19 protein-coding genes are annotated in these 20,715 nt (G+C 61.6%); 10 read left to right on the top strand and 9 right to left on the bottom strand.

Annotated elements, in window-relative coordinates:
• Nucleotides 1–60: 60 nt before the first annotated feature.
• Nucleotides 61–930: an NAD(P)-dependent oxidoreductase gene (locus tag AB8B02_RS07630; protein WP_120290986.1), complete on the bottom strand. Its 870-nt coding sequence runs from the start codon at nt 928–930 to the stop codon at nt 61–63.
• Between the two features lie 313 nt (nt 931–1,243).
• Between AB8B02_RS07630 and AB8B02_RS07635 the strand changes: the two genes are divergently transcribed.
• The 4 genes from AB8B02_RS07635 to AB8B02_RS07650 all read left to right on the top strand — a co-directional run bounded on the left by AB8B02_RS07635 (nt 1,244) and on the right by AB8B02_RS07650 (nt 5,855).
• Nucleotides 1,244–2,425 carry an Mrp/NBP35 family ATP-binding protein gene (locus tag AB8B02_RS07635; RefSeq protein WP_089267137.1) on the top strand — a complete coding sequence of 394 codons (1,182 nt, stop codon included), beginning with the start codon at nt 1,244–1,246 and terminating at the stop codon, nt 2,423–2,425.
• Nucleotides 2,426–2,628: 203 nt separating this feature from the next.
• The gene (locus tag AB8B02_RS07640) at nt 2,629–3,717 is read left to right on the top strand and encodes a TRAP transporter substrate-binding protein (protein ID WP_089267138.1); all 1,089 of its coding nucleotides are present in this window, start codon (nt 2,629–2,631) and stop codon (nt 3,715–3,717) included.
• 165 nt (nt 3,718–3,882) lie between these two features.
• Complete coding sequence (locus AB8B02_RS07645) at nt 3,883–4,971, top strand: TRAP transporter substrate-binding protein (protein WP_068730728.1); 1,089 nt, start codon at nt 3,883–3,885, stop codon at nt 4,969–4,971.
• A 134-nt stretch (nt 4,972–5,105) separates the two neighbouring features.
• On the top strand, nt 5,106–5,855 hold the full coding sequence (locus tag AB8B02_RS07650) for a 2-keto-4-pentenoate hydratase (RefSeq protein WP_439063590.1): 750 nt from the start codon (nt 5,106–5,108) through the stop codon (nt 5,853–5,855).
• 5 nt (nt 5,856–5,860) lie between these two features.
• On the opposite strand, the gene AB8B02_RS07655 is transcribed toward AB8B02_RS07650, so the two are convergent.
• From AB8B02_RS07655 to AB8B02_RS07680, 6 genes are all read right to left on the bottom strand, one after another.
• Nucleotides 5,861–6,208 carry a GFA family protein gene (locus tag AB8B02_RS07655; protein ID WP_175367386.1) on the bottom strand — a complete coding sequence of 116 codons (348 nt, stop codon included), beginning with the start codon at nt 6,206–6,208 and terminating at the stop codon, nt 5,861–5,863.
• A 42-nt stretch (nt 6,209–6,250) separates the two neighbouring features.
• Nucleotides 6,251–7,660 carry a TRAP transporter large permease gene (locus AB8B02_RS07660; protein WP_120290994.1) on the bottom strand — a complete coding sequence of 470 codons (1,410 nt, stop codon included), beginning with the start codon at nt 7,658–7,660 and terminating at the stop codon, nt 6,251–6,253.
• 75 nt (nt 7,661–7,735) lie between these two features.
• Nucleotides 7,736–8,272 carry a TRAP transporter small permease subunit gene (locus tag AB8B02_RS07665; protein WP_089267141.1) on the bottom strand — a complete coding sequence of 179 codons (537 nt, stop codon included), beginning with the start codon at nt 8,270–8,272 and terminating at the stop codon, nt 7,736–7,738.
• A 185-nt stretch (nt 8,273–8,457) separates the two neighbouring features.
• Nucleotides 8,458–9,489: a GTP 3',8-cyclase MoaA gene (gene moaA, locus AB8B02_RS07670; protein ID WP_439063591.1), complete on the bottom strand. Its 1,032-nt coding sequence runs from the start codon at nt 9,487–9,489 to the stop codon at nt 8,458–8,460.
• 112 nt (nt 9,490–9,601) lie between these two features.
• Nucleotides 9,602–9,811, bottom strand: a complete 210-nt coding sequence (locus tag AB8B02_RS07675) for a hypothetical protein (RefSeq protein WP_349509571.1) — start codon at nt 9,809–9,811, stop codon at nt 9,602–9,604.
• Between the two features lie 383 nt (nt 9,812–10,194).
• Nucleotides 10,195–10,887, bottom strand: a complete 693-nt coding sequence (locus tag AB8B02_RS07680) for an HAD family hydrolase (protein WP_439063592.1) — start codon at nt 10,885–10,887, stop codon at nt 10,195–10,197.
• A gap of 192 nt (nt 10,888–11,079) precedes the next feature.
• Between AB8B02_RS07680 and rpiA the strand changes: the two genes are divergently transcribed.
• The 3 genes from rpiA to gor are packed head-to-tail and all read left to right on the top strand — an operon-like array spanning nt 11,080 to nt 13,781.
• The gene (rpiA, locus tag AB8B02_RS07685; protein ID WP_093758923.1) at nt 11,080–11,778 is read left to right on the top strand and encodes a ribose-5-phosphate isomerase RpiA; all 699 of its coding nucleotides are present in this window, start codon (nt 11,080–11,082) and stop codon (nt 11,776–11,778) included.
• Between the two features lie 23 nt (nt 11,779–11,801).
• A complete protein-coding gene (locus AB8B02_RS07690) occupies nt 11,802–12,341 on the top strand; it encodes a DUF2059 domain-containing protein (protein WP_089267146.1) in 540 nt (179 codons plus the stop codon).
• Between the two features lie 54 nt (nt 12,342–12,395).
• Nucleotides 12,396–13,781 (top strand): glutathione-disulfide reductase, encoded by a 1,386-nt coding sequence (gor, locus tag AB8B02_RS07695; RefSeq protein ID WP_439063593.1) that lies wholly within the window; start codon nt 12,396–12,398, stop codon nt 13,779–13,781.
• A gap of 156 nt (nt 13,782–13,937) precedes the next feature.
• Here gor and AB8B02_RS07700 read toward each other — a convergent pair whose 3' ends face one another.
• Nucleotides 13,938–14,858: an alpha/beta hydrolase family protein gene (locus tag AB8B02_RS07700; protein ID WP_439063594.1), complete on the bottom strand. Its 921-nt coding sequence runs from the start codon at nt 14,856–14,858 to the stop codon at nt 13,938–13,940.
• A 159-nt stretch (nt 14,859–15,017) separates the two neighbouring features.
• Here AB8B02_RS07700 and AB8B02_RS07705 point away from each other — a divergent pair, with 159 nt between their 5' ends.
• From AB8B02_RS07705 to AB8B02_RS07715, 3 genes are read left to right on the top strand one after another with little or no spacing between them, the layout of a single operon-like run.
• Entirely contained in the window at nt 15,018–16,406 is a 1,389-nt protein-coding gene (locus tag AB8B02_RS07705) for a class II 3-deoxy-7-phosphoheptulonate synthase (RefSeq protein WP_439063595.1), read from the top strand.
• A 2-nt stretch (nt 16,407–16,408) separates the two neighbouring features.
• The gene (locus AB8B02_RS07710) at nt 16,409–16,762 is read left to right on the top strand and encodes a diacylglycerol kinase (RefSeq protein WP_120291006.1); all 354 of its coding nucleotides are present in this window, start codon (nt 16,409–16,411) and stop codon (nt 16,760–16,762) included.
• Nucleotides 16,763–16,805: 43 nt separating this feature from the next.
• Nucleotides 16,806–18,557 carry an NAD+ synthase gene (locus AB8B02_RS07715; protein ID WP_439063596.1) on the top strand — a complete coding sequence of 584 codons (1,752 nt, stop codon included), beginning with the start codon at nt 16,806–16,808 and terminating at the stop codon, nt 18,555–18,557.
• 55 nt (nt 18,558–18,612) lie between these two features.
• Here the strand turns inward: AB8B02_RS07715 and AB8B02_RS07720 are convergent, their stop codons facing one another.
• Nucleotides 18,613–20,670, bottom strand: a complete 2,058-nt coding sequence (locus AB8B02_RS07720; protein ID WP_439063597.1) for a DUF1217 domain-containing protein — start codon at nt 20,668–20,670, stop codon at nt 18,613–18,615.
• Between the last annotated feature and the right edge of the window lie 45 nt (nt 20,671–20,715).

Below are 20,715 nucleotides of genomic sequence, written 5' to 3' on the forward strand. Positions count from 1 at the left end.
TCGACGGAGGGCGCCTGTCGGGCGCCGCTCCGCCGTGATTTGTTCAGTAAACCTAGATGGTTACCGGGGCAATCTTGCCAAGAGGCTTGAAGTGTCCCACCGCTTGCCACCGAGTGCTTCGACCTCGCCGTAGAACTGATCGACAGTGGCCGTGACCGGCAGGCTGGCGCCGTTGCGGCGGGCCTCGGCGAGACAAATCGAGAGGTCCTTGCGCATCCATTCGACGGCGAAGCCGAAGTCGAATTTTCCGTCATTCATGGTCTTGTGACGGTTCTCCATCTGCCACGACTGCGCAGCGCCCTTGGAGATCACCTCGACCACCGCATTGACGTCGAGACCGGCCTTCTTGGCGAAGTGAATGCCTTCGGACAGTGCCTCGACAAGGCCGGCGATGCAGATCTGGTTGACCATCTTGGTGAGCTGGCCGGAGCCTGCGGGACCGAGCAGTTTCTGCATCTTGGCGTAGGACGTGATGATCGGCTCGACCTTGGCATAGGCCGCTTGGGTGCCGCCACACATTACGGTCAGGGCGCCGTTCTCTGCGCCAGCTTGGCCGCCCGACACTGGCGCGTCGATGAACTGGAAGCCGGCTTTGGTCGCCGCGGCATCGAGCTCGCGGGCCACTTCGGCGGAGGCGGTGGTGTGATCGACGAAGATCGCGCCCTTGGTCATGCCGCTGAATGCGCCGTCAGCGCCGATGGTGACCGAACGCAGGTCGTCGTCATTGCCGACGCAGCACATCACGAAGTCCTGGCCTTCGGCAGCCGCTTTCGGGGTTGCTGCGGACTTGCCGCCGAACTTCTCCACCCATGCTTTGGCCTTGGCTGCGTTGCGGTTGTAGACGGTGACCTCGTGGCCGCCCTTGGTGGCAAGGTGACCGGCCATGGGGAAACCCATGACGCCGAGACCGATAAATGCAACTTTGGCCATGTCCGTACCCTTTGGATGCTGTCGGCTTTGCTGCCGAACGTCGACTGTTGGGAAGTGAGGCGCCGCCCTGGTTGGTGGCGGCGAGATCGCTGGTGATGAGGAGCGCCAGCATAGTCGCTGCACAGGACGCGGCAAAGCCCCCGTTACCGCTCATGGCTGCAGCCGCTTATGGTGCGCTGCAAAAGAAAATCTGGTGCCGGTCTTGTGCCAGAGCAATCTCGGAATTCTCAACATAGCCTAGAAACGGCATGGACTTAGGGCGGAAGTTCTCTATCTGTGCGGTCTAGTTTGTCCGTCGATCGGGAGACACGCATTGAGCGTTTCGCAGCAGCAGGTTCTGGATGGTCTGGCCAAGGTGACATCGCCGCGCGGCGTGCCGCTGATCCATGCGGATGTTTTGTCCGAGATCGTCGTGACCGACGGCAAGGTGCTGTTTTCGATCAATGTGGACGCCGCTGAAGCGCGGGCCTGGGAAAGCGTGCGCGCGCAGGCGGAAGCCGCGGTGCGGGCGATCCCTGGTGTCACCGGTGCAATGGTCGCGCTGACCGCCGAGCGCAAGCCGGGCAGCGCACCGCCTGCGCCGCAGCGCCACGACCACGCAGGACATTCCCATGGTCCCGGTGGGCATTCGCATGGTCCGCAGTCCGGCGGCGTACAGCCGGTCTCGGCGCATCGCCCGCACGCCAACCCGGCCAACTCGCCAATGTCAAAACAGGCTGAAATTCCTGGCGTTGCCGCGATCATCGCGGTGGCCTCGGGGAAGGGCGGTGTCGGCAAGTCCACGACGGCGCTCAATCTGGCGCTGGGCCTGCGCGATCTCGGCCTGAAGGTCGGTCTGCTCGACGCAGATATCTATGGTCCTTCGGTGCCGCGGCTGACCGGCATCAATGAAAAGCCTGTTCTCGACGACAACAGGAAGATGATTCCGATCGAGCGCTTCGGTCTGTCGATCATGTCGATCGGCTTCCTGGTCGAGGAGGAGACCGCGATGATCTGGCGCGGGCCGATGGTGATGTCGGCGATCACCCAGATGTTGCGCGATGTCGCCTGGGGTACGCTCGACGTCCTTATCGTCGACATGCCCCCCGGCACCGGCGATGCACAACTCACGCTGGCGCAGAACGTGCCCCTGAAGGGTGCTGTGATTGTCTCGACGCCGCAGGATCTGGCGCTGATCGATGCGAGGCGCGGCCTTGCGATGTTTACCAAGGTCAATGTGCCCGTGCTCGGCATCATCGAGAATATGAGTTATTTCCAGTGCCCGGAATGCGGCACGCGCTCCGACATTTTCGGCCATGGCGGCGCCCGTCATGAGGCAGAGCGGCTCAAGGTGCCGTTCCTCGGCGAGGTGCCGCTGCATATGTCCATCCGCGCCATGTCGGATGCCGGCACGCCGGTGGTCGTCAGCGAGCCCAACGGCCCGCACGCCGCGATCTATCGGGCCATCGGCACGCAGATCCGCGACCGGTTGCAGGGCGTTATTGCGGCAGCGTAAGCCGGCCGGTGGCCGGGGCCGAGATGTCGCATAGAACTTTCGTTCAATTGGGCTGGCAACGACGTTCGTCGTGTTTTCCGCGGCCGAATAACCGTGTTAGACAGCCTCTGCACCAGAGCGTCTTCGGTTGAATCGCGCAACGATTTGCCGCTGAATATGCTCAAACGAATTCTAGGGAAAACGCCCGCAAAAGGAGAGCTTGAATGAAGCGTCGTGAGTTTTTGAAGGTTTCGACGGCCGGCGCCGCGGTGGCCGCCGTTGCCTCGCCGGCGATCGCGCAGTCCGCGCCCGAGGTCAAATGGCGCCTCGCATCGAGCTTCCCGAAGTCGCTCGACACCATCTATGGCGGCGCCGAGATGATGGCGAAGCAGGTTGCCGAAATGACCGACAACAAATTCCAGATCCAGGTCTTCGCGGCCGGCGAACTGGTCCCCGGTCTGCAGGCGCTCGATGCGACCTCGAACGGCACCGTCGAAATGTGCCACACCGTGTCCTACTACTATGTCGGCAAGGATCCGACCTTCGCCATCTATGCGTCGGTCCCGTTTGGTCTGAACGCGCGTCAGCAGAATTCCTGGTGGTACCAGGGCGGCGGCGAACAGCTCGGCAACGAGTTCTTCAAGAAATTTGGCGTCATCGGTCACCCTTGCGGCAATACGGGCACGCAGATGGGCGGTTGGTTCCGCAAGGAGATCAAGACCGTTGCTGATCTCTCCGGCCTCAAGATGCGCATCGGCGGCATCGCCGGTCAGGTGCTGCAGAAGGTTGGCGTTGTGCCGCAGCAGCTTGCGGGTGGCGACATCTATCCGTCGCTTGAAAAAGGCACCATCGATGCTGCCGAGTGGGTCGGTCCCTATGACGACCAGAAGCTCGGCTTCCAGAAGGTCGCGAAGTACTACTACTATCCAGGTTTCTGGGAAGGTGGCCCGACCGTCCACGCCTTCACCAACCTCGAGAAGTACAACGCGCTGCCGAAGAGCTATCAGGCGATCCTCACCAATGCCTGCGCCAATGCCAACAGCTGGATGGCCGCTCGTTACGACATGCAGAACCCGGCGGCGTTGAAGCAGCTCGTCGCGGGTGGCACGCAGTTGCGTCCGTTCACCAATGAAGTTCTGGACGCCTGCCTCAAGGCCACCAACGAACTCTGGGCTGAAATCTCCGCGAAGAACGCCGACTTCAAGAAGTCGATCGACGCGATGCAGGCCTATCGTTCGGACGAATATCTGTGGTGGCAGGTCGCCGAATACACCTTCGACAGCTTCATGATCCGCTCGCGTACCCGCGGCTGATCTTAAGCCTCGATCAAACATGGAGCCCGGCCTTCGCGAGAAGGTCGGGCTTTTTGCATTGCGTCACTCAAATCACCGTGGCTTCTCGCTGGAACCTGGCCCATGCTGCTCCCCAACGCCCTCGCCAAGAAGGGCGCTGACACATTCACATCCAGGGAGCACATCATGAAGCGTCGTGAGTTCATCAAGGCTGCCGGTCTGGGGGCTGCCGGTGCGGCCATTGCCGCGCCGGCCATCGCGCAATCTTCGCCGGAGATCAAATGGCGGTTAACGTCGAGCTTTCCGAAATCGCTCGATACGATCTATGGCGCCAGCGAGGTATTCGCCAAGGCCGTTGCCGAGGCCACCGACAACAAATTCCAGATCCAGGTGTTTGCCGCCGGTGAGATCGTCCCCGGTCTGCAGGCGCTGGATGCGGCCTCCAACGGCACCGTGGAGATGTGCCACACGGCGGCCTACTATTATGTAGGCAAGGATCCAACCTTCGCGTTCGGTACTGCGGTTCCGTTCGGACTCAACAGCCGGATGCAGACCTCGTGGTTGCAGGTGGGCGGTGGCGCCGAACTCTTCAATGAATTTCTCAAAGGCTACAACGTCATCGGATTCGCGGCCGGCAACACCGGCTGCCAGATGGGCGGCTGGTTTCGCAAGGAGCTGAAGGAGCCATCCGACCTCAGTGGTCTCAAAATGCGCATCGGCGGCTTCGCCGGCCGTGTGCTCACCAGGCTCGGGCTCGTTCCGCAACAGGTGGCCGCCGGCGATATCTACCCGTCGCTTGAAAAGGGCACCATCGACGCTGCCGAATGGGTCGGACCTTACGATGATGAAAAGCTCGGTTTCCAGAAGGTCGCCAAATATTACTACTATCCCGGCTTCTGGGAGGGCGGTCCGACACTGCACAACATGGTCAACCTCGCTAAGTGGGAGCAGCTTCCTGCCAGCTACAAGTCGATCATCAGGACCGCCTCGTCGCTCGCCAACGAAACCATGCAGGCACGCTACGATGCCTACAATCCGCCGGCGCTGAAGCGCCTGGTGGCCGGCGGCACGCAGCTGCGGCCGTTCCCCGCATCCATCATGGATGCGTCGCTGAAGGCTGCCAACGAGGTTTATGCCGAGACCTCGGCCAGCAATGCGGCGTTCAAGAAAGTCTATGACAGCATGGTGGCCTTCCGCGGCGACCAGTACACTTGGTGGCAGGTCGCCGAGTACAGCTTCGACAGTTTCATGATCCGCTCGCGCACCCGCAGCTGATCGAAGTCTGTCTCGGAAAAAGGAGCCCGGCCTTCGTGAGAAGGCCAGGCTTCTTGTTGAAGCGGTCTCCCTTAGCCGGTGCGCGGACAGCGAATCCGCTAAGTGTTCTGTTCCTGGAGGGAGCTGAATTTGCCATGACCGAATCTGAAATCGAAACGGCCGCCGACATTCTTGCCGAGGCGCGCCGCAGCGGAACGCAGATCGAAGCGCTGCCCGTCACGCCATCTTCGGTTGCGGAGGCGCATGAGATTCAGGATCGGGTTGCTGCGCTGGTCGGAGAGCCCATCGGTGCCTTCAAGGCCGGTGCGCCGCCCGACGGGGAGCCGACCCGCGGACTAATCGAGGCGCGCATGGTTCGCACCAGTCCGGCGCATATGTCGGTGGCCGAAGTCCCGCATCTCGGCGTCGAAGGCGAGGTCGCCTTCCGCTTTACCCGCGATATGCCGGCGCGCGCCGCGCCTTATACGCGCGAAGAGATTGCGCAATCCGTGGCCGTGCTGCCGGCCATCGAGGTGGTCTCCAGCCGGTTTCGGGAGCCGACGAGCCGGCCGCGGTTGGAGCAGCTCGCCGATTGCGGGATCAATGGCGGGCTGGTGCTCGGGCCTGAGATGGCCGACTGGTCACATCTCGATTTGCCGAACCTGCACGTTACGTTTGTTGTGAACGGCGAGACGGTGCTGGAGCGCAAAGGCGGCCATCCGACCGACGATCCGCTTGCCGCTGCAATCGCGCTGGCCAATATGTGGCGGGATGCCGGAGGCTTGAAAGCAGGGCATATCGTCACGACAGGCAGCTGGACCGGCATGCCATTCCTGAAGCCCGGTGATCGCTGTGTGGTGCGATTTGAAAAGCTTGGTGAAGCCGAGATCATGTTTGTCGGCTGATCGCGTCAGCGATCCTTGCCGTCGAATTGCTGGATATTCAGAGCGCTCAGATCGACCGCAGGCAGACAGCGCACATTGACCGATGCCATCATCATTCCGTTCGGGGCTTTTCCTTCGCCGAACGGGGCAATGCCGCAGGTGCTGCAGAAGTGATGCTGAATGGCGTGGTGATTGAACGTATAGGTCGACAGGCTTTCTTTCGCGGTCTTCAGCACCAGTTTGTCGCGTGGAACGAAAGCGAGCAGGCCGCCGCGCCGCCGGCACATCGAACAGTTGCAGTCGATGGCCGAATTGAAGTCGCCCTCGACTTCAAAGGCGATGTTGCCGCAATGGCAACTTCCTTCATGCAGCATCGGTTATCCCCTGATCGTAAAGCGCAATAGTAACGTTATCCGCTATTTTGCTGGTCCGAAATCGGGCATTGCCGGCATCTCGATCTGCGGAATCTCGATCTTCACGTTGGACGTATCCACAGCCGTGTTGTCGATCCAGTAGGTCACGAGACCGGGCCAGTAGATCACGATGATCACCAGGATGATCTGCATCCCGACCCATGGCAGTGCGCCGAGATAGATATCGCGGCTCTTCACTTCGGGCGGAGCAATGCCGCGCAGATAGAACAGCGCGAAGCCGAACGGCGGATGCATGAATGACGTCTGCATGTTCACGCAGAGCAGCACGCCGAACCAGACGAGATCGATGCCGAGCTTGGCCGCGACCGGAGCCAGCAACGGGATGATGATGAAGGCGATCTCGAAGAAGTCGAGAAAGAACGCCAGGAAGAACACGAAGATGTTCACGAAGATCAGGAAGCCGATCGCGCCGCCGGGCAGGCCGGTGAGCAGATGCTCGATCCAGCGCGCACCATCCATGCCCTGGAAGACGAGGCTGAAGCAGGTCGAGCCGATCAGGATGAACACCACCATCGAGGTCAGGCGCATGGTCGATGTCATCGCCTGGTCGATCAGCGGCCAGGTCAGGCGGCGATGCAGCGCGGCGAGCACCATCGCGCCGACCGCGCCCATGGCGCCGGCTTCGGTGGGCGTCGCGAGGCCGAGGCCGATGGTGCCGAGCACAAGGAAGATCAGCACGATCGAGGGGATCATGCCCCACAGCACACGGCTGATGAGCTTCCAGTTCATGGGCTCGCGCGCATGTTCCGGGATCGGCGGCATCGCGCTCGGCTTCAGGATCGACAATACGACGATATAGAGAATGAAGATCACGACCTGGATGATCGAAGGGCCGATGGCGCCGAGATACATGTCGCCGACCGAACGGCCGAGCTGGTCGGCGAGTACGATCAGCACCAGCGACGGAGGGATGAGCTGCGTGATGGTGCCCGATGCGGCGATGACGCCGGTGGCGAGCTTCATGTCGTAGCCGTAGCGCATCATGATCGGCAGCGAGATCACGCCCATGGCGATGACCGAAGCAGCAACGGTGCCGGTGATGGCGCCGAGCACGGCGCCGACGAGGATCACCGCATAAGCGAGACCGCCGGGGATCTTGCCGAACAGCTGGCCGGTGCCTTCGAGCAGATCTTCAGCAAGGCCGCAGCGCTCGAGGATCGCGCCCATGAAAGTGAAGAACGGGATCGACAGCAGCAGGTCGTTCGAGATCGTGCCGTAGAAGCGGAACGGCAGCGCCTGCAGGAAGGACGGATCGAAATGACCGGTGAAGATGCCGAGAATGCCGAAGAACAGGCCGACCGCGGCCAGCGAGAAGGCGACCGGGAAGCCGAACACCATGAAGCAGATCATGGTGCCGAACATCAGCGGGGGGAACACGCCGTAGGAAAACATCGGTGGTCCTGACTATCGAACTGGTTCTATCGAACGGATTGGTCGAAATGCGAGAGGCTGAAAAAGCGAACGCCGCTATTGCAGCGGCGCTTCGTAATGGGTGTCGATCTTGACGACGCCGGCGAGCGCGGCGATGCGCTTGGCAAGTTCGGCCACACCCTGCAGTAGCAGCAGACCAAAGCCGAGCGGCAGCACCAGCTTCACCGGCCACAGGATCAGGCCGCCCGCATTGCTGGAGACCTCCTGCGAATTCCAGGAATTCAGGAAAAACGGGAACGTCATGTAAGTGAGGTATGTCATCGCCGGCAGCAGGAAGATGCAGAGGCCGATGATGTCGATCCACAGCCGCGCGCGATCGGAGACCGCCGAATAGAGCAGATCGACGCGCACATGCTCATTGAGGCGCAGTGTCTGCGCCGCGCCGAAAAACACGATGCCCGCGAACATGTACCACTGGATTTCGAGCCAGCCGTTCGACGAATAGTTGAAGAGATAACGGATCGTGGCATTGCCGGCGCTGACGAGGCAGGCAAGCAGCACGAGCCACTTGGCGATGAAGCCGAACACATCGCTCAGTGCATCGATCGCACGTGTGAATTTGAGTACGTCCACAGTTCCCCCCGAAAGTCGCCCCGCTGTCCGCTCATCACGTCTTTCTCACTGAGAAAGCGCAGCTTTTTCCGCTGGGCGAAAGAATTCGGCGGCACCATTTCAGCGCGTCATGCAATCGTCAATCGGAAATTGACGGTTTGTCGCAGGCCATTGGTCGAGGGGAAGGACGGAGCACCGCCGGTGGGTTACCCCCCGGTCACGCTCATATGCCGGCTGACGCTCGGCCGGTTGTGGCGGCGATCGATGATGAAATCGTGCCCCTTCGGCTTCAGGCCGATGGCGCGGTCGATCGTGGCGTTCAGGAGGTCGTTGTCGGCGGAAGCCCGCAGCGGCTTGCGGAGGTCGGATGCATCCTCGTGGCCCAGGCAGGTATGGATTGTTCCGGTGCAGGTGATGCGCACGCGATTGCACGACTCGCAGAAATTGTGGGTCATCGGCGTGATGAAGCCGATCTTGCCGCCGGTTTCGGCAACGCGGACATAGCGGGCGGGACCGCCGGTGTCGTCCGGGAGATCCGTTATCGTGAACTGACCGGCAAGGCGCGTGCGCAGCAGCGACAGCGGTACATACTGGTCGATGCGACCTTCGCCGATATCACCCATGGGCATCACTTCGATCAAGGTCAGTGCCATGTCGCGGCCGTGTGCCCATTCGATCAATGAGGGGATCTCGTCCTCATTCATGTTCTTCAGGGCGACGGTATTGATCTTCACGGCAAGGCCCGCCGCCTGCGCGGCGTCGATGCCGGCCAGCACTTTGGAGAGGTCGCCCCAGCGCGTGATGGTGCGGAATTTTACGGGATCGAGCGTGTCCAGGGAGACGTTGATGCGCTTCACGCCGCAATCGGCCAGTTCAGCGGCATATTTGGAGAGCAACGAGCCGTTGGTGGTCAGCGTCAGCTCTTTCAGCGCGCTGGTCTTGAGGTGGCGCGACAGCGAACGCACCAGACCCATCACGTTGCGCCGGACCAGCGGTTCGCCGCCGGTGAGCCGCAGCTTGGTGACGCCCTTGGCGATAAATGCGGAACAGAGCCGGTCGAGCTCTTCCAGCGTCAGCAGGTCGGCCTTGGGCAGGAAGGTCATGTCTTCCGACATGCAGTAGAAGCAGCGCAGATCGCAGCGGTCGGTCACCGAGACACGCAAATAACTGATCCGCCGACCGAACGGGTCGGTCATGGCAGAGGAGGCCAGGGCGGGGCTCAACTCGGAGACGGTCATTCAGATGCCTGACTGCAAAACATGAATTGCTCGCGCGGCGAAAAACGCCGCACGTTCAATCTAGTCACGGGTTGCAGCTGGCACAATCACGCCAACGTATATGTTTGGTGGATCAGCGAGGGGCGGGGAACGGCGAGCCCGCCGCAGATGCGGCGGCCGCCGGGGCCGCGGCAGGCGCTGCTGCACGCTTGGCAGCCTTGCGGGCGCGGCGCGGCGGCGTCGCAGGCTGCAACTCGGCGACGACCGGGCTCGGATCGACTGTGGTCCGTGCCGGCGAGGTGAAATCCCCGGGAACGCGGGTGATGGTCACCGGAACTGTCATCGGCTGGAATTTTGCGAGGGTAAAGGTTGCGCTGAACCCGGTTTCCGTTGCCAGAGGCAGGGAGCACGGGGTCTTGCAGCTCGGGCCAATCGACGTGACCACCTCTGCGCCGGGCGGAACCGAGTCGAATTGTACGGTAACCGGTTCCGGTGCCGACTTGAATGCGTCCATGGAGAACGACGTGCAACCGGCCAGGCTCAGGCCTGCCGCTGCCAAAACTATTACTCTACGCATGGGTATATCCGTCACGTTTTGCGGCTAGCCGCCATCCCCCGGCAACCATAGGAGCGTCGTACATATGACGCAACACGCAGACCGCTTATAGTTAATTGATGGTTAACGAAGTCGCCCAACAACCTGAGAAACTCAATGATGTGAACAGGCTAGGCGAGGCGGTGTGGCAACAGGCGGTCGACAGTCGTTGGTAGATCGCGGAAATGGTCGATCACGATGTCGGGCTTGAGTTCGATAATCGGGACATCAGTATAGCCGAATGTAACGCCGATCACCGGGACATTGGCCCGCCGCGCCACACCGACATCGGGGCCGGCATCGCCGACCATGACAACGGACGACATCACGCCACCGGCACGCGCTACCGTCTGCTGCAGGATGACGGGATCGGGCTTCGCGACGCCGAAGGTGTCGGCGCCGCAGATCGCCGCAAATCGGTTGGTCAGCTCCAGCTTGTCGAGCAGCAGCTTCGACAGCCATTCCAGTTTGTTGGTGCAAACCGCGAAGCGGTAGCCACGCCCCGCCATTTCGTCGAGCGCCGCAATCAGGCCCTCGAAGGGGCGCGACTCGTCAGCGATATGCTCCGCGTAATAAGCGATGAAATCCTCGGTCAGGCGTGTGACCTCGTCCGGGGTCATTTCCCGCCCTTCAAGCTCGAGCCCGCGTTCGATCAGGCGCCGGGCGCCCTGGCCGATCATTTTCCGCGCAGATTCCAACGGGACGGGGGCCAACCCCTCCTGATGGAGCACGTGATTCAGCGCGCTAATGAGATCGGGGGCGGTATCGACGAGGGTGCCGTCGAGGTCGAAAACAACGAGGGGAGGAGGGGAAGCATCTGTCATGCGGGGATCGCTACCGGTCCGCGGCCGATCCCGCAAGGGGGGCGGACGTAGCCCAGCATCCCCCTGGGAATGCAGGCCTGCATTCCCAGGGAAAGCACGTCCTTCGCCCTGTTCCTTGCCCCCAAACGTCGCTAGATATGCGGCGCATCCCGTCCGCGGGACCGTTTTTGAACTGCAAGGACCGCCGCGCCGATGAATATGGACGAGCTGAAACGACAGGCTGCCGCCAAGGCGCTCGAACATGTGCGTGATGGCATGAAGCTCGGACTCGGCACGGGATCGACAGCGAAGCACTTCGTCGAACTGCTCGGTGAACGCGTGGCGGGCGGTCTCAAGGTTATTGGCGTTCCGACGTCTGAGGCCACGCGGGCCGATGCGCAGCGTTGCGGTGTGCCGCTGACCACACTCGACGAGGTCGATCGGCTCGATCTCACGGTCGACGGTGCCGACGAAGTCGATCCGGCGCTGAATCTCATCAAGGGCGGCGGCGGCGCATTGTTGCGCGAGAAGATCGTGGCGGCGGCGTCCGACCGCATGATTGTCATCGCCGACGATTCCAAGTGGGTACCGACCCTCGGCCGCTTCCCGCTGCCTGTGGAAGTGATCCCGTTCGGCCTGTCGGCCACGCGCCGCGCGATTGCCGATGTGTTCGCCAAGTGCGGGTTGCACGGCGAAATGGCCATTCGCAGCGGCAAGGACGGCCATGCTTTCGTCACCGATGGCGGCCACTGGATCATCGACGCCCGGCTCGGGACCATTACCGATGCGCCCCGACTGGCTGGGCTGCTCGGCGCCATTCCGGGCGTGGTCGAGCACGGTTTGTTTATCGGCCTGGCAAGCACCGCCATGCTGGCAGGATCGCAGGGAATTCGCGTTTTCGAGCGTCCGTAACGGCGCAATCAAGGAGAATTGGAATGAAGAAGCTCTCGCACATGCTGCTGTCCGCTGGTCTAGCGCTCAGCGTTGCAGTGATCGCGCTGCCGGTCTCCGCGCAGCAGGCATCTCCGGAAGGACAGGCTCGTCCGATCAAGCCGGCATCGCCCGCCGCCATCGGTTACGCCAAGGAAATTCTGGCGATGAAGAACGCCAGCGCGATGTATGCCAATGCCGTGCCGAACATGGTTCAGCGCGTCAAGGATTCGCTGCTGCAGAGCAATCTGAACTATCAGAAGGATCTCAACGAGGTCGCCATCACCATCGCGCAGACGATGGCCGGGCGCGACAAGGAGATCACCGAGCAGATGGCGAAGATCTATGCCAGCGACTTCACCGAGGCTGAGTTGAAGGACCTTGCGACCTTCTACAAGTCGCCGCTCGGCCAGAAACTTCTGGTGCAGGAGCCCCAGTCGATTTCCGCCAGCATGACCTATATGCAGCAGTGGGCGCAGCAGTTTTCGGAGCAGGTCAACGGCCTGTTCCGCGCTGAAATGCGCAAGCGCGGCAAGGAAATCTAAGGGCGTAAGCTGAGGCCCGTCATCCCGGGTCTCAGCCCCCAGTTCGGAGCGATCATGGCTGACGTCGACGTCGATCTGTTTGTCATTGGTGGTGGTTCTGGCGGCGTGCGCGCCGCCCGTATCGCGGCCGGCTACGGCGCGAAGGTCATGGTGGCCGAGGAATATCGCTTCGGCGGCACCTGCGTGATCCGCGGCTGCGTGCCGAAGAAGCTGATGGTCTATGCCTCGCATGTCCAGCGCGAGATCGACGATGCCGTCGGTTTCGGTTGGACCATCCCGACGGCGACGTTCGACTGGTCGACCTTCATCGCCAACAAGGACAAGGAGATCGCCCGGCTCGAGGGCATCTATCAGTCCAATGTGGAGAAGACCGGCGCGACGACCGTCAAGACCCGCGCAGTGTTCGAGGATCCGCACACGCTGCGCCTCGGCACCGGCGAGACGGTGAACGCCAAGCATATCTTGATTGCGACCGGCGGCGCGCCCAATCATGGGCCGGCGATTCCCGGCATCGAGCATGTGATTTCCTCCAACGAGGTGTTTCATCTGCCCGAACTGCCGAGGCGCATCGTGATCCAGGGCGGCGGCTATATCGCGCTCGAATTTGCCTGCATCTTTGCAGGATTGGGCTCCGACGTGACGGTGATCTATCGCGGCGACAACATCCTGCGCGGCTTCGATGAAGACGTGCGCGCCCATGTCCGCAGCGAGATGGAAAAGGATGGCATCACCATCCTGACCGGCTGCACGGTGACCAAGGTCGAGAAACACCGGCACGAATTCACGACGCATCTGTCCAGCGGCGCAAGCATCGCATCCGATCAGGTGTTGTTCGCGATCGGCCGCAATCCGAACACCGCCAATCTCGGTCTCGAGAAGGCTGGCGTTGCACTCAAGCCCGCCCATGGCGGCATCATCGTCAACGAGTTCTCGCAGACCAATGTGCCGCATATCTACGCGGTCGGTGACGTCACCAATCGGGTCAACCTCACGCCGGTGGCGATCCGCGAAGGCCATGCCTTTGCCGATACGGTGTTCGGCAAGAAGACCGTGAAGGTCGATCACAGCAATATCCCGACCGCGGTGTTCACCCAGCCGGAGGTCGGCACTGTCGGCATGAGCGAAGAAGAGGCGCGCGCCATCTTCAGCCACGTCGATATCTACAAGACCAATTTCCGGTCGATCAAATCGACGATTTCAGGCAGCGAAAGCCGCGTGCTGATGAAGCTGGTGGTCGACGGTGCGACGGATATCGTGGTCGGCGCCCATATCGTCGGACCGGAAGCGGCCGAACTCATCCAGGTGCTGGGCATCTGCGTGAAGCTGAAGGCCACCAAGGCTGATTTCGACGCCACAGTGGCCGTGCATCCGAGTGCGGCCGAGGAACTGGTGACGATGCGCACGCCCACCGCGCGCTACGTGCGCGAAGCCGCGGAGTAACACCAGCCCTCATGGTGAGGAGCGCGCCCTTGCGCGCGTCTCGAACCATGAGATGCAACGTATCGGTGTTTGTGGCCATCCTTCGAGACGCGGTCGAAGACGACCGCTCCTCAGGATGAGGGCGGATCGATGATCTGCGGCTTCAATGATGTGCCCCTAATCTTCCATCTGGATCCATTCGGCGGCGCCGCGCCACAGTGTGTCGCGGTGCTCCGGCCGGAAGAATCCAAAATGGCCGACCTTTTTCGAGCCGGCCTCGATGGGGCGGATACTGTCGATTTCCGGCTTGATCGACGTGAAGCCGGCACAGAGCATTTCCACGGCGGCGCGTGTGGCCCATGGATCGTCTGAAAAGCTCAGGGCCCGCATCTCGCCGCGGTAGCGCGGAAAGTTCGCCAGTGCCCGCAGTTTGCTGTCGTCGAAGAAGTAGCGATCGCTGGTGACCCAGCCCGCCCATTCCAGAAACACGTCGCGTGGCAGATCGTAGCCGAGCCCGATCCTGCCGGGCGCATAGCCGATGACGCGCGCCAGCGGCGCGCCGACGAATTTCATCAGCGCATAGATGCGGTAGCCCTCAGGCGGCGTCATCAGTCGCCAGGTGCCGGCTTGTGCCGCGATGAGCAAGGCGCGTGACACCTCGGAATTGTTGGGGATCAGGCCGAGCGCCTGACCGCCGAAGGAGTGACCGACAAAGGCAAGTGGCATCGTCTTGTAGCGCTCGCGCATCCAGGTCACTGCGGCGGTAACATCGAGCGCAGCCCAGTCGGTCATGGACGCCTTGAAGCCCACCAGCGCGTTCGACCGGCCGGACAGGGGATCGGCCTTGGGCCGCGAATCCCCGGTGCCGCGGTAGTCATAGGTCAGCACGGCACAGCCGCGGCTCGCGAGGTAGCTGGCGAAGCCCCTGTAGATCTTGCGGGGAACGGCGGTGGCGGAATTGATCAGAACCGCGTGGGTGCGGGTGCCGCGGGGCAGGTACAGCGTCGCGCCCAACGAATAGCCGTCGGTCGCCTGGAAGGTGATGTCATCGGCAAAAGCGTCGTCCAGTGCAGCCTCCGACACCGCAGATTCTCCCATGGTGTCCCATATGTTCCTTACCCGGGCCTAGCAAATGCGAATTCGGCTTTGGCTGCAAGGGCTTGGGGCGCAATGTGGATTTCGAACTGGCGATCCCCATCTGTGCTGTGTATAACGCGGCCTCCGCAGCCATAAAGCGCGGTTTTCAGGAGAGAAGTGATGTCCGAGCGGTGGACGCCCGATAGCTGGCGCAGCAAGCCCGTGCTGCAAATGCCGGAATACCCGGATCTCAAGGCCCTTGGCGATGTCGAGGCGCAGCTTGCCACGTTTCCGCCGCTGGTTTTTGCAGGCGAAGCCCGCAATCTGAAGAAGTCGCTCGCCCGCGTGGCTGCGGGCGAGGCCTTCCTGCTGCAGGGCGGCGATTGCGCCGAGAGCTTTGCCGAGCACGGCGCCAACAATATCCGCGATTTCTTCCGCGCCTTCCTGCAGATGTCGGTGGTGCTGACCTATGCCGGCGCGCTGCCCGTGGTGAAGATCGGCCGTATCGCCGGCCAGTTCGCCAAGCCGCGGTCCTCGCCGATGGAGAAGCTCAACGGCGTCGAACTGCCGAGCTATCGCGGTGATATCATCAATGACATCGCCTTCACGCCAGAATCCCGCGTGCCCGATCCGCAGCGCCAGCTGATGGCCTATCGCCAGTCGGCGGCGACGCTGAATCTGCTGCGCGCTTTCGCGACCGGCGGCTTCGCCAACCTCGGCAGCGTGCACCAGTGGATGCTCGGCTTCCTGAAGGATTCACAGCAGTCGCGCCGTTACAAGGAACTGGCTGACCGCATCTCGGACGCGCTGAACTTCATGCGCGCCTGCGGCCTCAATCTGGAAAGCCACCCGGAACTGCGGTCGACGGATTTCTACACCAGCCACGAAGCGCTGTTGCTCGGCTATGAGCAGGCCTTCACGCGCGTCGATTCCACGACCGGCGACTGGTACGCGACCTCGGGCCATATGATCTGGATCGGCGACCGCACGCGGCAGCTCGATCATGCCCATGTGGAATATTTCCGCGGCATCAAGAACCCGATCGGCCTGAAGTGCGGCCCGTCGCTGAAGCCGGATGAACTGATCAAGCTGATCGACGTCCTCAATCCGGACAATGAGCCCGGCCGCCTGACGCTGATCAACCGCTTTGGCCACGAGAAGGTTGGGGAGCATCTGCCGGGCTTCATCCGCGCGGTGCAGAAGGAAGGGCGCTCGGTGGTATGGTCGTGCGATCCGATGCACGGCAACACCATCACGTCGAACTCGGGTTACAAGACCCGTCCGTTCGATCGTATCCTCTCGGAAGTGAAGTCGTTCTTCCAGATCCATGCCGCCGAAGGCACTCATCCGGGCGGCGTGCATCTGGAGATGACCGGCCAGAACGTGACGGAATGCACCGGTGGCGCGCGCGCTATTTCGGATGAGGACCTCAACGACCGCTACCACACGGTCTGCGATCCCCGTCTGAATGCCGAGCAGTCCATCGACATGGCGTTCCTGATCGCCGAATTGCTGAAGACGTCCCGCGTCGACAGGGCGGAGCCGCTGCCGGTGGCATCGGGTCTCTAAACTTGTCGCGCCTCTGGCGGGCCTGCATCAACACCTGGAATGGCCTGACCTTCGCGACGCGATCGGAGCAGGCCATTCGCGAGGAGCTGTTTGCACTGCTCCTCGCGGTGCCTTTGTCGTTTCTCATCGGGACCACCGCAGCGCGTCGGCTCGAGCTGGTGGCGGTGGTTTTGCTGCTGCTCACCGTCGAACTGCTCAACACCGCCATCGAGAAACTGGCCGACCGGCTCACTACCGAACACGATCCGCAAATCGGGCGTGTGAAGGACATGGGATCGGCGGCCGTCGGCGTCGCACTTGTGATCGCCGGCATGACCTGGCTGTATGCGCTCGGTGAGCGCATAGGCATCTTCTAATCCTGCAGTTGCGAAGGGTGAGCCGGTAGGCTTGGATGTTTCCATGACAGAATTGACGCGCTTCACCGTCACACTCGCCCAGCTCAATCCCATCGTCGGTGATATCACCGGCAATGCCGCCAAGGCGCGCGCTGCGCGGGCGCAGGCCAAAGCCGACGGCGCGACGTTGATCGTGTTTCCTGAATTGTTCATTGCCGGCTATCCGCCGGAAGATCTGGTGCTGAAGCCGGCATTTCAGGCGGCCTGCCGCGCGGCCATCGAGGAGCTGGCGCGCGAGACCGCGGACGGTGGTCCGGCTGTGTTGATCGGCTCGCCCTGGGTCGATGGCGGCAAGCTCTACAATGCCTGCGCGCTGCTCGACGAAGGCCGCATTGCCGCGATCCGTTTCAAGGTCAATCTGCCGAATTACGGTGTGTTCGACGAAAAACGCGTCTTCGCGCGCGGCTCGGTCTCGGGACCCGTCACCATCCGCGGCCTGCGTGTCGGCGTGCCGATCTGCGAAGATACCTGGATGGAAGAGTCCGCCGACTACGAAGACGTGGTCGAGACGCTGACCGAGACCGGCGCCGAAATCCTGATCGTGCCGAACGGTTCGCCTTACGCCCGGGGCAAGACGGATCTGCGCTTGTCGGTGCAGGTCGCCCGCGTTACCGAGAGCCATCTGCCGATGATCTACCTTAATCAGGTCGGCGGTCAGGACGAACTGGTGTTCGACGGCGCGAGCTTCGTGCTCAATGCCGACCGCTCGCTGGGTGCGCAATTGCCGTCCTTCACCGAGAGCATCACGACGCTGACATTCGAGAAGATCGACGGCCACTGGCGCTGCGACGGACCGATCGCACCGGTACCGGAAGGCGACGAGGGCGACTATGCCGCCTGCGTGCTCGGCCTGCGCGATTACGTCAACAAGAACGGCTTCCCCGGCGTGCTGATGGGCATCTCCGGCGGTATCGACTCCGCGCTTTGCGCCGCGATCGCCGTGGATGCGCTCGGCGCCGACCGCGTGCGCGGCATCATGCTGCCATTCCGCTACACCGCGCAGGTGTCGCTCGACGATGCCGACAAGCTCGCGAAGGCGCTGGGTTTCCGTTACGAGATCCTGCCCATCGCCGATGCGGTCAACGGCTTCGAGAAGATCCTTGCCGATACCTTCAAGGGTCTCGCGCGCGACATCACCGAAGAGAACCTGCAGGCGCGCACCCGTGGTACGCTGTTGATGGCCGTCTCCAACAAGACCGGCGCGATGGTCGTCACGACAGGTAACAAGTCGGAAATGTCGGTCGGCTATGCCACGCTCTATGGCGACATGAATGGCGGATTCAATCCGATCAAGGATCTCTACAAGACCCAGGTGTTCCGTATCTCGACCTTGCGCAATTCATGGAAGCCCGAAGGCGCGCTCGGTCCTGATGGCGAAGTGATCCCCAACAACATCATTATCCGTCCGCCCACGGCCGAACTGCGCGAAAACCAGACCGACCAAGACTCGCTACCCCCCTACGATATTCTCGATGGTATTCTCGAACGTCTGGTCGAGCGCGAGGAACCGCTGTCGGAGATCGTCGCGGCCGGTTACGAGAAAGACGTTGTGACGCGCATCGATCGGCTGCTCAACATCGCCGAATACAAGCGCCGGCAGGCGGCACCGGGCGTGAAAGTGACGCGGAAGAACTTTGGCAGGGATCGCCGCTATCCGATCACCAACAAGTTTCGCGATCTGGCCAATCCGTTGCCGAAGCCCGATGAGGACCTGGTGACGCGGCCCGGCAAGGGCATCAGCGAAGCGTTTGAATGAAGCTGTAGGGCGAATGACGCCCCACAAACCCGTCGTGTATCGGCGCGTGATCCCGTCACCGCGCCGTTTTGGCCACCGCCGCAAAGGTTGAATCGCTCAGGACGCCACCGCCCTGAAACAGGGTGACGACGGGTGAGGATGCGGCGCTGGTGCTGTTCTTGATGTCATACAGCGCCGAGAAACGGTTCAGCAGTTTGGCCAGCTTGGCGGGATCGGCGAGGTCCTTCAGATTGAGGTGTTTCTCCACCACCTTGGCCTGCCGATCGATATCCATCGCGCCGACCTCGTCCGGCAGGCTGAAGATGGTGCGGAACACTTCCGCCAGTGCCTTGTCTGCAAGCAGGTCATAGGCCGAGGTGATGCTCGGCGCCTTGCGCTCGAAGTAGAGCGCGAGCCGGACGCCCGGATTGCTTTCGCCCTGCTGCGTCTCCAGCGTCTGCTGCAGATATTTGTGCTGGATTTCCATGAACTGGTCGCGGGTCTGCGGCCCGAATTTCGGCAGCCGCGCGATCTCGCCGTCGTCGTCGAAATTGAACGAGGCCACCAGCTCCGCGAAACGCGGATCCTTCTGCGTGTTGACGAAGCTCTTGGGGTCGTTCAGGTCGGAATCGAACATCTTGCGCAGATCGGCGGTGGTCACCTTGGCGGGGTCGAGGTCCTTGGCGACGAGCGCGATGTCGATGAGCTTCCTGTCGGCGAGCAGATCCTTCACGCTCTCGATATTGGCGATGTTCTTCTGATAATAGACCGCGTCCTTGTCGGCCGCCTTGCGCAGCTCGGCCTGTTCCTTGTCCTTCGTGAAGCGTGTCTTGGCGATGATGTAGTCCTTCATCACCTGGGTGACTTCCGCCGCGTCCTGCGCCACCACGGGCGTCGTGATATTTCCGCTGCTGTCGAAATTGAATGCCCGAGCGAGCTGAACGTATCGGTCGTCGTGCAGCTTGTTCACGTAGCTCTTGGGATCGTCCGGATCGCTTTTGAGTACATTTTTGATGATCGTCGGCGAAACCTCTTCGGGATCGAGACCAAATGATTTCAGAGCAAAATTATAGACGTTTGGCGTCTTGAGAAAGGCATCGACCGTGGTCACCTTGGCTAGACCGGAGCGATACTGCTTGATGAGCGATGCCGCGTACTTTTCGTCCGCTGCGAGATAGGTCGCGCCCTGGCTGTTGACATATTTGGCATGGGTGTTGCTCAGCTGCGCGGCTGTCTGGGCAGACGTTCCGGTGGGCAATGTGCCGTCGGGCGAGAACTCGAAAGCGCCGGCAAGCGCCACATAGCTGTCGATTGTCTCGAGTGCATCCTTATAGCTGAGGATGCTGACCTCATTCATCGATCCGCGCGTGCGCTCCAGCTCGATCTTCTGGCGCAGGTCGGCCATATCGGCGCCCGGCTGTTTCAATGCCGCCATGTATGTGTCGATCTTGCTGGCGGCATCGAGCATCGCTGCCTGGGCTTTGGTGATATTCGCATTGATGTCGGCTTTCTGCGACACCCAAACGGAATTGACATAGCTGTTCGGATCGGACGGATCGCTGCTCAGCACCTTGCTGATCGTGTCGTGGGACCAGCGATTCTTGTCGATTCCGAAGGCCGAGAAAACATAATCGCGCAGCTTGTCGTCGGCGAGCAGGCCATTGACGTTGGTGATCTTTCCGATCGTGAGATTGTAGTAGTTCTTGTTCGCGTCGATGGCATCGACCCCGCGCTGCGCTACGGCCGTGTACAGACCGATCATGTCGTCGGCCTGGTTCTCGGACTGGGCGGTGTTGGTGCTGCTGCTGGTGGTCCCGAAGGGGAAGGCCGCTGCGAAATCCCGGTAGCGCTTGTCGCTCAGCTTGTTGGCAAAACTGTTGGCGTCGGAGAGATCACTTTCCAGCACCTTGCGCAGGAAGGCCTTGGCATAGGCCATGTCGTCCAGACCATAGGCCGTCGTTGCATAGGTATAGAGCCGATAGTCGTTCAGGAGATCATCGACGGTTTTCACCTTGCCGATGTTCTCCTTGTAATAGGCCGTATCCCGCGAGACGGTGGCCTGTTGCGAGATCCGCGTCAGCGATTGGGTGAGATTGCGGGAGACGATATTATAGTTGAGATAAGTCGAGACCATCCGAACACCCTCGCGGTTTGGCGTGAGCCTACCGTTCGGAGGTTG

The organism is Tardiphaga sp. 862_B3_N4_1, from assembly GCF_051811085.1.
GTDB lineage: Bacteria > Pseudomonadota > Alphaproteobacteria > Rhizobiales > Xanthobacteraceae > Tardiphaga > Tardiphaga robiniae.